Source organism: Pseudomaricurvus sp., from assembly GCF_965662505.1.
In the GTDB taxonomy this organism is placed as follows: Bacteria; Pseudomonadota; Gammaproteobacteria; order Pseudomonadales; family Cellvibrionaceae; genus Pseudomaricurvus.
Window position 1 is genome coordinate 31,450 of sequence record NZ_CBFIHX010000013.1, and the last position, 14,319, is coordinate 45,768.

12 protein-coding genes are annotated in these 14,319 nt (G+C 51.2%); all 12 read left to right on the forward strand.

All coding sequences use genetic code 11. From position 1 onward, the window contains the following. Nucleotides 1–122 precede the first annotated feature (122 nt). Complete coding sequence (locus ACTG33_RS03245; RefSeq protein WP_439133747.1) at nucleotides 123–929, forward strand: alpha/beta fold hydrolase; 807 nt, start codon at nucleotides 123–125, stop codon at nucleotides 927–929. Nucleotides 930–984: 55 nt separating this feature from the next. Further along, nucleotides 985–1,989 (forward strand): zinc-dependent alcohol dehydrogenase family protein, encoded by a 1,005-nt coding sequence (locus ACTG33_RS03250; RefSeq protein WP_439133748.1) that lies wholly within the window; start codon nucleotides 985–987, stop codon nucleotides 1,987–1,989. A 69-nt stretch (nucleotides 1,990–2,058) separates the two neighbouring features. Continuing rightward, nucleotides 2,059–3,627, forward strand: a complete 1,569-nt coding sequence (locus tag ACTG33_RS03255) for an AMP-binding protein (RefSeq protein WP_439133749.1) — start codon at nucleotides 2,059–2,061, stop codon at nucleotides 3,625–3,627. A gap of 398 nt (nucleotides 3,628–4,025) precedes the next feature. Then, nucleotides 4,026–6,047, forward strand: a complete 2,022-nt coding sequence (locus tag ACTG33_RS03260; RefSeq protein WP_439133750.1) for an alpha-ketoacid dehydrogenase subunit alpha/beta — start codon at nucleotides 4,026–4,028, stop codon at nucleotides 6,045–6,047. A 15-nt stretch (nucleotides 6,048–6,062) separates the two neighbouring features. Continuing rightward, entirely contained in the window at nucleotides 6,063–6,293 is a 231-nt protein-coding gene (locus ACTG33_RS03265; protein ID WP_439133751.1) for a biotin/lipoyl-containing protein, read from the forward strand. Nucleotides 6,294–6,482: 189 nt separating this feature from the next. Then, entirely contained in the window at nucleotides 6,483–7,883 is a 1,401-nt protein-coding gene (locus tag ACTG33_RS03270; protein WP_439133752.1) for an aromatic ring-hydroxylating oxygenase subunit alpha, read from the forward strand. Nucleotides 7,884–7,896: 13 nt separating this feature from the next. Then, nucleotides 7,897–8,577 (forward strand): SDR family NAD(P)-dependent oxidoreductase, encoded by a 681-nt coding sequence (locus tag ACTG33_RS03275; RefSeq protein ID WP_439133753.1) that lies wholly within the window; start codon nucleotides 7,897–7,899, stop codon nucleotides 8,575–8,577. 230 nt (nucleotides 8,578–8,807) lie between these two features. Continuing rightward, entirely contained in the window at nucleotides 8,808–9,128 is a 321-nt protein-coding gene (locus ACTG33_RS03280; RefSeq protein WP_439133754.1) for a 2Fe-2S iron-sulfur cluster-binding protein, read from the forward strand. A 96-nt stretch (nucleotides 9,129–9,224) separates the two neighbouring features. Beyond that, the gene (locus ACTG33_RS03285; protein ID WP_439133755.1) at nucleotides 9,225–10,619 is read left to right on the forward strand and encodes a CoA transferase; all 1,395 of its coding nucleotides are present in this window, start codon (nucleotides 9,225–9,227) and stop codon (nucleotides 10,617–10,619) included. Further along, nucleotides 10,616–12,121, forward strand: a complete 1,506-nt coding sequence (locus tag ACTG33_RS03290; RefSeq protein WP_439133756.1) for an amidohydrolase — start codon at nucleotides 10,616–10,618, stop codon at nucleotides 12,119–12,121. Before ACTG33_RS03285 ends, ACTG33_RS03290 begins: the two co-directional genes overlap by 4 nt. Beyond that, nucleotides 12,122–13,006: an enoyl-CoA hydratase/isomerase family protein gene (locus ACTG33_RS03295; RefSeq protein WP_439133757.1), complete on the forward strand. Its 885-nt coding sequence runs from the start codon at nucleotides 12,122–12,124 to the stop codon at nucleotides 13,004–13,006. A gap of 92 nt (nucleotides 13,007–13,098) precedes the next feature. Continuing rightward, nucleotides 13,099–13,659 (forward strand): GTP cyclohydrolase I FolE, encoded by a 561-nt coding sequence (folE, locus tag ACTG33_RS03300; protein ID WP_439133758.1) that lies wholly within the window; start codon nucleotides 13,099–13,101, stop codon nucleotides 13,657–13,659. Nucleotides 13,660–14,319 lie beyond the last annotated feature (660 nt).

Here is a 14,319-nt window from a genome sequence, read left to right on the forward strand (position 1 = left end):
CATTAGTCGATCAGCGAATGTCATGATTTTGCTTTAATGATTCATCAATGTTGTATAGTGTGTTTTGCGATAACAACGGATCAAATTAGCAAATCAGAGAGGACGCTGCAGTGTCGCTGCGCATGAACTCAAGCACCGTTGAAGAGAAACCGGTGATCGTATCGGCGGCCGGCATCGATTTTTCAGCTCTACAGCGGGGGGACTCGCCTCGCACGGTATTTCTTCATGGCTTCGGTGGTGACCTTCACACATGGGACAGGCTGTTTGCACAACTAGACCCTAAGTTCTCTGCGCTGCGTTACGATTTGCGAGGCTTTGGCAAAACGGCCAGTTCCCATGATAACCCCTTCCGGCACAGTGATGATTTGTTGGCTTTGCTAAACGCGCTGAATTTATCACCCTGCGATCTGGTTGGCGTATCCATGGGCGCCAGTGTGGCCCTGAATTTTGCTCTGAACTATCCAGAAAAGGTCCGCAAGCTGATCTTGATCAGTCCCGGTTTGATGGCGTGGGAATGGTCAGATTCCTGGCGACAACGGTGGAAAGCGATTGTGGATGTTGCCCGTGGTGGTGAGATGGCAAGAGCCAGGCAACTGTTTTACCAGCATCCTTTGTTTGCCAGCACTCGCAACAGTAATGCGGCGCAAGAATTGTACGACAGTATTATGAGATTCTCTGGTCGAGAGTGGCTGCAAAATAATGAACAGCCAGAGTTGCCGGATGTGGATCGATTGGTTGAATTAAATGTTCCGACGTTATTGTTAACCGGTGGCCGAGATCTGGATGACTTCCAGCTGATCGCCAATTTACTGGAAGGGTGTGTCAAAAATATAGAGCGCATCGACTTTCCTGAGCAAGGGCATCTTCTCCAATTGGAAAAGCCGGATGAATGCGCGAAGTCGATACAGACTTTCTTGGCAGAAATATAACTTCAGAAACCGTCACTGAAATAATCTATAAAACCATGCAAGAACTTATACATCTATGAAAATTTTTCACACAAAAACTTATGAAGGCATTGACTCTCTTCAAGTAGCACATGTGGATCCCCCTGGGCCACTGGCGTCTGGTCAGGTGCGCGTTGCGATGCGTGCCGCGTCGGTTAACTATCGCGACTTTATGGCGTTGAGTGGCCAGCTTCGCTCGCCGGAAGGAAGCTTGATTGCATGCTCCGACGGCACCGGAGAAGTGGTTGAGGTTGCCGAGGATGTTGCGGGCGTTAAAGTGGGCGATGCCGTTGCCATAACTTATAACGCCGGCTGGTTGGGAGGCCCCTGGCGGGACACCACTAGCATGATGACCCGGTGTTGTCCTTTACAGGGTGTGATGCAAGAAGAAATGGTGGTGCATCACAGCGAGGTGGTGCACTTGCCGACGCATCTGAGTTTTGAAGAAGGCGCCACCTTACCTTGTGCGGGTGTGACCGCCTGGCATGCCCTGTGCGGACCAGCCCCTTTAATTCCCGGCATGTCCGTACTGTTACAGGGTGGTGGCGGTGTCTCAACGCTGGCCTTACAGTTCGCTAAACTTTTTGGCGCTCGTGTGATCGCCATATCGTCCAGTGACGATCGCTGTCAGCGTCTGAAGCAATTGGGAGCCGATGAGGTCATTAACTATCGTGAAGTGCCAGAATGGAATCAGTCGGTCAGAGAGTTAACCGACGGGAAAGGCGTCGATCTTGCCATTGATATCGGTGGTGCAGACACGATTGATCGTTCCATTGCGTCGACTCGTATCGGCGGACGTGTGGCACCTGTGGGCTTGATCAGTGGCTGGCCCAACACGGTCTCGTCGTTGTTTGCATCCAGTGTGGACATCACACCAATACGAGTCGGCAGTCGCGACGATTTTGAAATGATGAACCGTGCCATTGCTCTGCATCAGGTAAAACCAGTGATCGACAGCCAATACTCTTTTGAAGAGTTGCCACAGGCGTTACGGCATCTGGAAAGTGGCAAACACTTCGGCAAGATTGTGATCAGTTTTTAAGAGCTGAAGAGCTGCGCACAAAGAATAATAACTGCACTCATTCGCTGAATTCAGGACAAGTGATTACTCATGAAGCATGAATTACCGACGTCATCGGATCATTTACACCGACCGCTCTACGTGCCCGAGTTATTGGTCAATGCGTTAAATCAGGACACGGATCGGCCGATGTTAAATTTACTGGACGGTCCGACACTGACGGTGGGTGAAGTGCGGGATGCCGCCAGTCAGTTTGCCCAAGCTCTCGACAGCTTGGGGATTGCACGGGCCAAGCGGGTTGGTTTGTTGTCCGCTAATCGTCCGGAAGTGTTACATCTCGCCAATGCGGTACAGCTCACCGCGGCAATCTATGTGCCCATGCATCCGCTGGGTGGATTGCAGGATCACCTGCATGTGGTGACAGACGCACAAATTGACGTGCTGATTTTTGATGTCGAACGCTATGGTGATCGCGCGCTGGAATTGGCGCAGCAGGTGTCTGGTTTGCGCTTATTGGCTTTTGGTGAACACAGCCAGGCGGAAAATCTGACCGCTCTGGCAGCGAGCTTTTCTCCACGACCCCTGATGGCACCTCGGGTCGAGGCGGACGATGTGATGCGTCTGGGCTATTCTGGTGGCACCACCGGAAAACCCAAAGCGCTGGCGAGTGTGCAGCGTACCGGTTTGATGACCGTACAGCTGATGATGTCCGAGTGGGAGTGGCCTGCCTCATTGCGTTTTCTCTCGTGTACGCCCCTCAGCCACGCCGGAGCGGCGATGTTTTTACCGACTTTGCTGAAGGGCGGCACCATGCTGGTGTTGCCCAATTTTGATCCTGTCGCCGTAATGGAAACCATTCAGGAGCACAAGATCAACTGTGTCATGCTGGTGCCGACCATGATTTACGCGCTGCTGGATCACCCCCGTTTTGACGAGTTCGATCTCTCCAGTTTGGAAACTGTGTTTTACGGTGCCTCTGCGATCTCTCCGGCGCGGTTGAAAGAAGCCATCGAACGCATCGGACCGGTGTTTATGCAGTTCTACGGTCAGGCGGAAGCGCCCATGTGCGTTACGGTGCTGCGCAAGCACGAACATGATGTCAATGATCTGCGCCGTCTCGCCAGTTGTGGTCGCCCAGTGCCTTGGCTGCACGTGGCCTTACTGGATGCGGATAATCAACCGGTTGCAGACGGCGAACCCGGTGAGATTTGCGTGCGGGGGCCGCTGATTATGAACGGTTATCGGGACAATCCGGAGCTGACCGCAGAAGCCTTCTCCGGCGGCTGGTTACACAGTGGAGACGTGGCAGTCAGTGATCCCGGCGGATATTTACGCATTATCGACCGCACCAAAGATATGATCGTTACCGGAGGTTTTAATGTCTATCCGAGGGAAATTGAAGACATTCTCAGCGAGCATCCGGCAGTGTCGCAGGTGGCGGTGATCGGTGTGCCGCACGAAAAGTGGGGCGAGGCCGTCAAGGCGCTGGTGGTCTTGCGTCCGGGGCAATCGGTTGATGAGCAGGTATTGGTGGATAGGGTGACGGAGCGCAAAGGGGCATTTCAGGCGCCTAAATCCATTGAGTGGATCGATGCTATCCCTCAGACCCCGGTGGGCAAACCGGATAAAAAAGTCCTGCGAGCCATCTACACTGAATAAAAGCGATTAGAGGCAACTCATAAGTCAGGTCGAAAGTGGCCGAGAGAGATGAGGAAGTCAAGAAGTTGTCCCCTGAGGCAAGCGCTGTTGATGGAATCGCAGGTGTGGGCTTCCTCCGGTGTGCCCCCCTTGTTCCATGGGCTTTGCAGGGCTGAACGGGTTTCTCCCTGCAGCGGCTAAGGGGTTTGTCTAAGCCGACTTTTATTGATAATGTACACCGGTGTTGTATAATAACTTTCACGTAAAAACAAACAGAATTCATTCCTCAGTCCGGTCGAGGATCGCTGTAGATGATTCTTTGATCATCCAGCCTGGTAGAGCTGCATAAAGCTGTATTCGGGGGATGCGTTAACAATAACGAATGCTGTTGAAAAGTTTGAATCGAGAGGAATAAATCAATGTCAACCGACATCAAGTCTATAGATCCAGGTACGCTCAAGGAAATTTACCGCCAGATGTCCCGTATCCGCGAAGTGGATAAAGGCATCCAGGCAGGTCTGTCCAGTGGTAAGTTTATGTTTACTTACTGGCCAATGACCGGACAGGAGGCTATTCCTGCTTCTATCGCTCCTCTGATCACTAACGAAGATCACATGGTCACCATTTACCGTGGTATCCACGATCAGGTTGCCAAAGGTGTGCCTCTGAAAGGCCTGTTTGCAGAAGCTCTGGGCCGTGAAGGTGGTGTGAACAAGGGTAAGGGTGGTTCGCCCCATATTTCTGATCCCGATTCAGGTTCCATGCTGACCACTGCTATTGTGGGTGCCGGTGCGCCAATCGCCAACGGTCTGGCTCTGGCTGAAAAATTGCGCGGTACTGACAAAGTCACCATCGTGAACTTTGGTGACGGCGCGACCAGTATTGGTGCCGTTCACGAAGCCATGAACATGGCCGGTGTTTGGGATCTGCCTGTTATCTTTATGTGTCAGAACAACCTGATCGGTGAGTACACCGCTATTCCTGATTACACCGCCAGTGAAGGTTTCACTGCCCGCGCTGAAGCTCTGGGTTTCCGTGGTGTAAAACTGAACGGTAATGATGCGGTTGAGTTCCACAATGGCATGAAAGAAATTATCGACAGCGTTCGCAGTGGCAAAGGTCCTGTATTCGTTGAAGCCATGACCAACCGTCTGGGTCCTCACGCCGGTGTTGGCTGGAGCCACCTGCTGAAAGGTGAAGAGCTGGAAGCCGCTAAAGCTGAATGGCCTGTACCTGCCACACGTCAGCGTTTGCTGGACGAAGGCATCTGCACCGAGGCTGAGCTGGAAGAGATGGATAAAGCGGCAGCACAAGAAGTGGCTGAGGCCATTGAATGGGCCGTGGCCAGCGAAGTGACCGGCGAAGACGAAATGTTGCTGGATGTCTACGGTGATCCAGATACTGTGCCACGTCGTGGTCAGCGCACCAAGCGCGATGCTGAGCCTGAGTTCACTGGCGAAACCAAGACCATGGCCATGTTCGAAGCCGTTCAGGATGCACTGGACTTGTCCATGCAGCAGGACGAAGGCGTTTACTGTCTGGGTGAAGACATTGGTGATGATCCAGGTGGCGTCTTTAAGTGTTTCAAAGGCATGCAAACCAAGTGGGGGGAGCGTATTCGTCCTACTCCGATTGCTGAGCAAGCGATTATTGGTTGTGCTACAGGTTCTGCACTGGTGGGTATGCGTCCGGTTGCTGAGATCATGTTTGCCGACTTTGTTGGCGTTTGTATGGATCAGATCACTAACCATGCGGCCAAACAGCGTTATATGTCCGGCGCCAAAACCAATGTACCTCTAACCATTCGCATGGTCACTGGCGGTGGTATTGGTGGCTTTGGTGCACAGCACTCTCAGTCTACTGAAGCTGCCTTGTTGCATCAGCCTGGTTTGAAAATTGTTTACCCAAGCTCGCCTGCAGAAGCCAAAGGCTTGTTGATGAGCTGTATCTTCGACGAAGATCCATGTGTTCAGATGGAATCGATGATGCTGACTTATTCAATGAAAGAAGAAGTGCCTGTCGGTGACTACCGCATTCCTCTGGGTGTGGCTAAAGTTAAGCGTGAAGGTACGGATATTACGCTGGTGACTTACGGCTGGCAGGTCATGATGTGTCTGCAAGCGGCTGAAAAGCTGGCAGAGGAAGGCATCAATGTCGAAGTGCTGGATCTGCGTACTCTGTTGCCGCTGGATTATGACCGTATTCTGACATCTGTTGAGAAAACCGGTCGTGCTCTGGTTGTACACGCAGCTGTTGAGTTTTGTGGTCTGGGCTCTGAAATTGCCAGTACCATTAACGAGGAGCTGTTCACTAAACTGAAAGCACCTGCTTCACGCTTTGGTGCGGCTTATGCCCCCATCGCATATTCTAAAACCATTGAAACTGCACAGGTGCCTAACGTAAACAGCATCATGGCGCGGGTTCGCGAAATGCTTAAATAAGGTAAGGGGATATTAATGTCGACTCCATTGACTATACCAAAGCTTCAGATGTCCACCACTGAAGGAACTCTGGCTGAATGGCTGGTAGAAGATGGCGCTTCTGTTGAAGAAGGTCAGCCTATCTATTCTCTGGAAACTGATAAATCTGTGCAGGAAATTGAAGCTCCTGCGGCAGGCAAATTGGTGCAGAAGAAAGCTGCCGGTGAAACCTACGATGTGGGTACCGAGATTGGGGAAATTGTTTAATTCTTTGATTCCTCTGCTCTGAAACATTACTGGCCCCACTGGGGCCAGTAATGTTTTTGCCTGATGATTATTAAAGCTTTCGTTGTTGTGGCGAGTCTATAATCCCCTGCCGCCTGATAGCTAAAACTATAAAAATATTAAACAGTGCCAACACCGTTGGTTGTTTGAGGATTTTGGAGAGGTATAGATATGCCCACCGAAAACACGATAGCCAGTACTGCCTGGCCTGATAGTTGGCGTACCCTGAAACACGGCGTACGAACTGGTCGTTATACTGATCCCGAATTTGCCAAGCTTGAATATGAAAAGCTGTGGGGAGAGACCTGGCAGTCTGCTGCCAGACTGGATGAAATCCCCGAGCCCGGTGATTACACCACTTATGATATAGGCCGATTATCGGCTACCGTTGTCCGTGTTGATGAAAACACCGTTAAGGCATACCACAATGCCTGCCCACACCGCGGCACAGCGCTTTCAGATGGTTGTGGCCATTTTGAAGGTGAGCGTATCATGTGTCCGTTTCATGGTTGGAAGTGGGATTTGCATGGCAAAAACTTCTTCATCATGGAGCCGCAAGAATTTAAAAATGGCCAGCTGACCTCTGAAGATGTGCCATTGAAAGAAGTGAATTGCGAAGTCTACGCCGGTTTTGTCTTCATTAGCTTCTCGGAAAACCCTCAGCCTTTTGACGAATACATTGCCCCAGTTAAACAATATCTGGATGGTCTGGCCGTTGGTGATATGCGTCATTACTGGTGGCGTCGTATTGAAGGCGATTGTAACTGGAAAGTCGCTCAGGAAGCCTTTTTTGAAACCTACCATGTTCCCTGTACACACCCTCAGTTGGATCCTGTCGGCAAGACGGTGATCTACGATGATGTACACGTACCGGGTAAGCCACTACAGCACGAGCATGTGTTGACTGAAGCCATGGATCAGGGGCACGGGCGTTTCTACGCCGGTGAAAAACCCATGAGCACCTCCGATGAAAACGCCGGTGAAGAGCGCCTCGATTACATGATCGAGCACATGCAGCATCTGGTGGAAGAAATGGATGCCATGGTGTTGCAGCGTGATGTGGATATTGCCAAAACGTTGCGTGGTAAACCTGTACCGAAGGGCTCCAACTATGGTGCTGAGTTCATCAAGGCAATTTATGCACAGGCGGCTGAAGAGCAGCGTCCGATGCCAGCACCGACGGCTGAAAATGCGGGCATGTGGGGCGGTGAAGTGTTTGTCTTCCCCAACTTGTTGCTTCTGCCGAACCTGGGCAATGTGATGATCTATCGTATTCGCCCCAATGGCGATGATCCCAATAAGTGTATTTTTGAAATTTTCTCCACTACGACCTATGGGCCTGACGTTGATGTTCCGCGTGCTGAGCCGATGATCGTAACGGATGCCACGGATCCGGATCAGCTGTTGCTGATACCGCGGCAGGATTTCAGTAATGTAGATCGCATCCAGAAAGGGTTGCATTCAAAAGGTTTGAAGCAAGTGTGGTTGGCGAAAAACCACGAAGCTATGATCCTCAATATGCATCAATGGCTGGATAAATATCTCGGCGCACCAGACGCCGACTCTGTGTAAGGTAAAAAAGTTTATGAGCTTAAAAGATAAAGTAATTATCGTAACTGGCGCTCTGGGTACCCTGGGGCGTGCAGTGTCATCTGCCGCAGTGGCCGCAGGTGCTACGGTTGTTTGTGTGGACGTGGTTGATGGTCAGCCTGCTGAAGGTGTCAACGCATCTCCGGCACTTGATCTGGGCGATGCCGAAGCAACCAACGCGGCGTTTGCCGACATCGCCAAGCAGTACGGGCGCATTGATGGTCTGGTGAATGTGGCCGGCGGTTTCGCTTGGGAAACTGTTGATGACGGCACTATTGAAACCTGGGATCGCCTGTATCAAATGAACGTTCGCACAGCGGTTAATGCCAGCAAAGCGGCGTTGGCGCACATCCCTGCAGGCGGCGGCCGTATCGTTAGCATTGGTGCTGCGGGCGCGGTCAAAGCGGATATGGGCCTGAGTGCCTATGCGGCATCCAAATCCGGAGTTGCCCGCTTTACTGAAGCGCTGGCCGAAGAAGTGAAAGCCCGGAATATCACGGTGAATGCGGTCTTGCCGAGCATCATTGATACTCAGCCAAACCGTGACGCCATGCCAGATGCAGACGTTTCTGCCTGGGTATCACCTGAGGCGTTGGCCGATGTGATCCTGTTCCTGTTGAGCAGTCAGGCTGAAGCCGTAACAGGTGCTTTGATTCCTGTGACAGGTCGCGTTTGATTCAGTGCAGGCCGGTGAACCCGGCCTGCTTCTGTTCGGTTTATTTGTGAGTTCCTCTCTTCCTGCTTTCTGCTCTTTTCTGTAGCTTCGCTCCCTTCCCTTCGTTGTTTACAAGATTCCGGTTACGAGATACCATATTCAACAGCGTTGTCTAATAGGGTTCGGTGCCCCCGTGCGTCCGTTAACCTACAATACATAAATAAGTGATTTAGCCGGAGTTTACAGCAGCGATGCCAAAAGTAATTTATATCGACCACACCGATATCTCATCAGAAGTTGAAGTAGAAAATGGCGCCAATCTAATGCAAGCTGCATTGGATAATATGGTATCTGGAATCCTTGGTGATTGCGGTGGCGATTGTGCGTGTGCAACCTGTCACGTCTTTGTTGATCCAGAATGGCAAGACAAGGTGGCTGCACCCAGTGAATTGGAAGAAGATTTGCTGGACGGCTTGATTGAACCTCAGCCCAACAGCCGTTTAAGCTGTCAGATCATTATGGAAGACAAACTGGACGGTATCGTACTTCGCCTTCCTGAAAGTCAGTACTAACTTACTTTAAGTGACCCGTAACCCAGTGGCTCCATAGGTCATCAGTACTCACAACTTTATGGTGTGAGTACTTACTTAATAAATGGAGGCGGTCTGATGTCATTCGTGGGAGTCAGCTCAGCAGGGGATCAATCCTGCGGTAAGAGTGAATCGAAAGCCGTAACCCCCGCAGCCTACGCGAGGATTCTACTGGATTCACTGGGCCTGAATTCTGTTGCGCTGGCGGTTGAAGACACCCGTTCCGCGAGTCGTCTTTGGGCTGATTCAGGCGCCATGTGGCTTACCGGGCTTGCCGATGACGAGCCGCGTGCCTGTCCGGCACCTTTAGCGGCGTCTGCCCAAGGTGCCTGGTTGGCGCTGGCTTCATTATTTCCCCATCAGTTTGATCCCGACTTTGACGCGCATCGTTTACTGGGTGAGCGGGCTGCTATTGCTGGTTTGTCCCGTCAAGGGACGACGTCGGCGGGTGGTGCCTGCCACCTGTTTAAAACTCTCGACGGGTATCTGGCGTTAAATCTCGCGCGCGAAGATGACCACGATCTTCTGCATGCCTGGTTGGAACAACCGGCTGAAGATGACCAAGCGTTGAAAGCTGCCATTGCGTCTAATTCTACCGATCATCTGGTCGAGCGCGCCCGGATGATGGGATTGGCTGCCGCACCCGTTGCCAAGCCTGAAGCCACTGATCATTGGTTTCGTTCCGAAAGTGTTAACCCCTCAACGCATACCAACACCTCTAGTGACGCCAATTATCCAGTTCGTACCACGCTGCGTTCACCTTTGGTCATTGACCTGACCTCTCTGTGGGCTGGGCCTTTATGCGGAAGTCTGTTGGCTATGGCTGGCGCACGAGTCATTAAAGTAGAAAGCACCAAAAGGCCTGACGGTGCCCGTCAGGGGCCAGCGGATTTCTATCATTTGATGAACAGTGATAAGGAAAGCGTCGCACTGGACTTGAGTTGTTCAGAAGGGCAAGCTGCTCTGCGTACTTTGATGTCACATGCGGACATTGTGTTGGAAGCCGCTCGACCAAGAGGGCTCGAGCAAATGGGTATTATGGCAAAGGAATGTATAGCCGCCCGCCCCGGCATGACATGGTTGAGTATCACCGGTTACGGACGAGGATCCCCGATGCGAGACTGGATCGCTTACGGTGACGATGCCGGTATGGCTGCGGGTCTGGGCTATTTAATGCAGCAGGCGGGGCAACCAGCAGAAAAGCACCAACCGGTGTTTTGTGGTGATGCGATTGCGGATCCACTCACAGGATTACACGCTGCACTGTTAGCCTTATCAAGCTGGCGGAGTGGAGGAGGGCAGTTGTTGGATATTTCGTTAGTCGATGTGGTGTCTCATTGTATCGGGAATGTCGTTGTGGGTATTAATGAGTCGCCCGACAACTCCGTCGCCAGGCCCGTAGCAAGGACACCTCAGTCTTTAGCGGCAGAGCTTGGACGGGACACCGCTCGTATAATGAAAGAGTTTTCATGAACAACCAGCGTATAGACGATACATCTCATGAACGTGGACTGTTGATTCGCCGTGCAGAATTGTTAGAGGGCGGCATTTGGGATTTACGCTTGGCCGATGGCCGGATTGTGGAAAAATCCTCTCGTCTAACGCCTCAGGCAGACGATCTGATTATCAACGCAGATGGCTGTTTATTGTTACCGGGATTACAAGATCATCATCTTCATCTGTTTGCCACTGCATCTGCCCGTGCGTCAGTCCAGTGTGGACCGCCAACCGTAACGAATGAAACAGAGCTCAGGCAAGCACTACAAGCAGCCCCCGGATCCGGTTGGTTGCGTGGGGTTGGTTTTCACGACAGCGTGTGTGATCGGTTGAATCGGGATTGGCTGGATAAGGCCTGTCCTGACAGACCAATCCGTATTCAACACCGCAGTGGCATGATGTGGGTACTTAACTCCTGTGCACTGAATCAGTTGCGACTCGAATCGGAAGATAACCTGCCCAAGGGCGTCGAGCGTGAAGGGCAGGGTGGTAGCGAGGCCGATAGCGAAGGCCGTTTAACCGGGCGTTTTTTCGATCTGGATACCTGGTTAAGTGAACACCTGCCGCGTGCATGGCCTTCATTAGAAACACTCTCGAAAGACCTCGCAGCTTTTGGTATTACCGGCCTGACCGATACCGGCGTGAATAATGACGCGAACGTCTGGGCGGCATTGTGTGCGGCCAGTGACCGCGGCGTGTTAATGCAACGCACCCTGGTCATGGGCAGTGAAGCGATGAATCTCATTGAAGAGTCTGATTCGACGCGGATGAGTATCGGCCCGCTGAAGTTGTATCTCCGCGAAGCCGACCTTCCGGATCTCGACGTGTTTACCCAACGCATCCGTGCATCTCATCAACTGGGCAGAGCGGTGGCGGTGCATTGTGTGACACGAGTAGAAATGATTTTCCTGTTGGAAGCATTCACTCAGGCGGGAGTTCTGACCGGAGACCGTATTGAACACGCTTCCATAGCGGATGATGATATCGCCGAACGAATGGCGAAGTTGGGCATTATCGCGGTGACTCAGCCTCACTTTATCGCCGAACGTGGTGATCAGTACCTCAAAGATGTCGATCCGGACGATTTACCCTGGCTCTATCGTGGTCAGGGTTTTTTGAATCAGGGTGTGCGTTTGGCGGCAGGCAGCGATGCGCCCTATGGATCCATTAATCCCTGGGCTTCCATGCAAGCGGCAGTTTCCAGAACGACAGGTAATGGCAAAGTGATGGGCGCTGAAGAAAGACTCTCACCGTTACAGGCGCTGGCGTTATTCGGAGGGACGGCTAGCCAACCGGGTAATGGGTTTCAAACACTGGAAGTGGGTTCGCCGGCGGATGTTTGTCTGCTCAATGTCACCAAAGCGCAGTTCAGTGAAGCGGTGCCAGATAATCCGGTTATCTTGACGATCAGTGATGGGAAAATTATTTTTCAAGCCTCGCCAGACGTAGTTTCTACGGCATCACAAGGTAATGCGTAAATGCAGCAATTTATGATTCTGCCAGCGGCAGACGTGCCCAAAGAGTCTGAGTGGTTACGACAACAGTCTTGCCCTGTGATTGTTTATGGTGAAAACGATGCAATGGCCAATGCTGATGTGATTGTTGATGACCGGAAAGCCGCGGAGGTGTTAGCGAAAAGAATTCAAACGGCCCCTCTCACAGCCATGACACTGGTGCAGGTGCTTCGTAGCACAGAACAACTACCTCCAGAGCTTGGGTTGGATGTCGAATCCCTCGCTTACTCCACTCTTCAAGCAGGTAATGAATTCTCCTCCTGGTTAAAAACGCATGAATCAATAACTCTGGCTGAACAGAGTGGTCCTGTTATTTTATTGGAAAGAAAAGGCTCTGAGATCGAAGCGCTCTTGAATCGCTCGGAGTTACGCAATTCCATCACCGTAGAAATGCGAGATGCCTGGGTAGAAATGTTAGAGCTTCTGGAATTGGATCAAAGCATTACACGCTTGACGATTCGTGGTCAGGGGCCCTGTTTTAGTACCGGTGGTGAGCTGGCTGAATTTGGTTCTGCTCCTGATCCTGCGACGGCTCATTGGGTCCGTTCGATCAGAAGTCCGGCGCGAATGATGCAAAAACTCAGAGATCGAATTACATGCCATGTGCATGGTGCCTGTATCGGATCCGGCATAGAGCTTCCTGCATTCGCCTCACGGGTGGTGGCGCATCGAAAAACCTACTTTCAGCTACCGGAACTGAGTCTTGGGCTGATTCCGGGAGCCGGGGGCACCGTCAGTATTGCGAATCGAATAGGCCGACAAAGAACGGCATGGCTTGTGTTAAGTGGCCGCAGAATCACTGCACAAAAAGCACTGGAATGGGGCCTTGTCGACGATATTCTCGACTAGAATTGGGGTGTTAACCCACGTTGTTCACTATTATTCAACACTGATGTATAATTGAGAAGTGTTTACAACAAGTGACAGAGGAAGCCCTGCGCATGTCTGCTAATGAATTAGAGAGTGCCTTTTTAAAAATTATTGCCAAAGTTGACGAGCCCGATCGTCCCGGTCTGCTTGATACCCCGAAACGTGCAGCCAAAGCGTTTGAGTTTCTGACTAACGGTTATCAGAAAACCCCGGAAGAAGTGGTCAACGGAGCTCTGTTTCCATCCGACAACAGCGAAATGGTCGTTGTCCGCGATGTCGAACTCTACTCCATGTGCGAGCATCACTTGCTGCCGTTTATTGGCAAATGTCACGTTGCATACTTGCCCTCAGGCAAGGTGATTGGCCTATCCAAAATTGCCCGGATTGTGGACGTCTTTGCCCGCCGCCTTCAAATTCAGGAAAACCTCACCACTCAAATTGCCAACGCCATTCAGGAATTAACCGATGCCGAAGGCGTAGCCGTTATCATTGAAGCCAAACACTTGTGCATGATGATGCGCGGTGTGGAAAAACAAAACTCCATGATGCAAACCTCAGCCATGCTCGGTGCGTTTAGAGAAAATCTGGCTACTCGAAATGAGTTTTTGTCTTTGTTGGCGATTAAGTCTTAAATTTGTTTTGCCTTCACCTGTTTGTGGCTCGTTCGAAGCTGCTACAGGTGATGTTCTGAATTAGACCTGCGATAGTTTTTCGAAATATCATAGCCAAATTGATTTTTGGCAGCATCCCCTTCCTATATCAAGTTCTCTTGGAGATAGCTGCTCCGATGGCAATAGCCTTAGCTCCAGAGGCTACACGGCATAGGCGCAAATATCGATGGCACATATCTAACTAAATACTCGTATACAATTTCCTACCCACTGTCGGCGATGCTCGTATCTCTGACCTACAACGGAGACGGTGCCAGAGAGAAACGCGTGTTTTACACAGGGTTAGAGGGCGGTATCTGACGGTGAAATCAGTTATCTTCGCGGTTGAGTCATCACGGATCCGATGTTGGTATATCAAGGTGGTAATAATGAGACTATGTGAGGTCGATTGGTTTTCAAACTTAGATAGGCGGTAAACTTACCCCCCAAAAAAACTGGTCAAAAATGCCATGCTAAAGTTTTGAATAAGGGGTTAATATGAGTGCCTGTCCATCTCTCACTCTGGGCATAATGGTTGGGTTTTAGCTAAATATACTTCTTTTAAACATATGGTACATAAAGGGGCGGTATGTAATTCGGGAGGTGTTATGACTGCCAATGATGCTTATGGTGGTATTATTA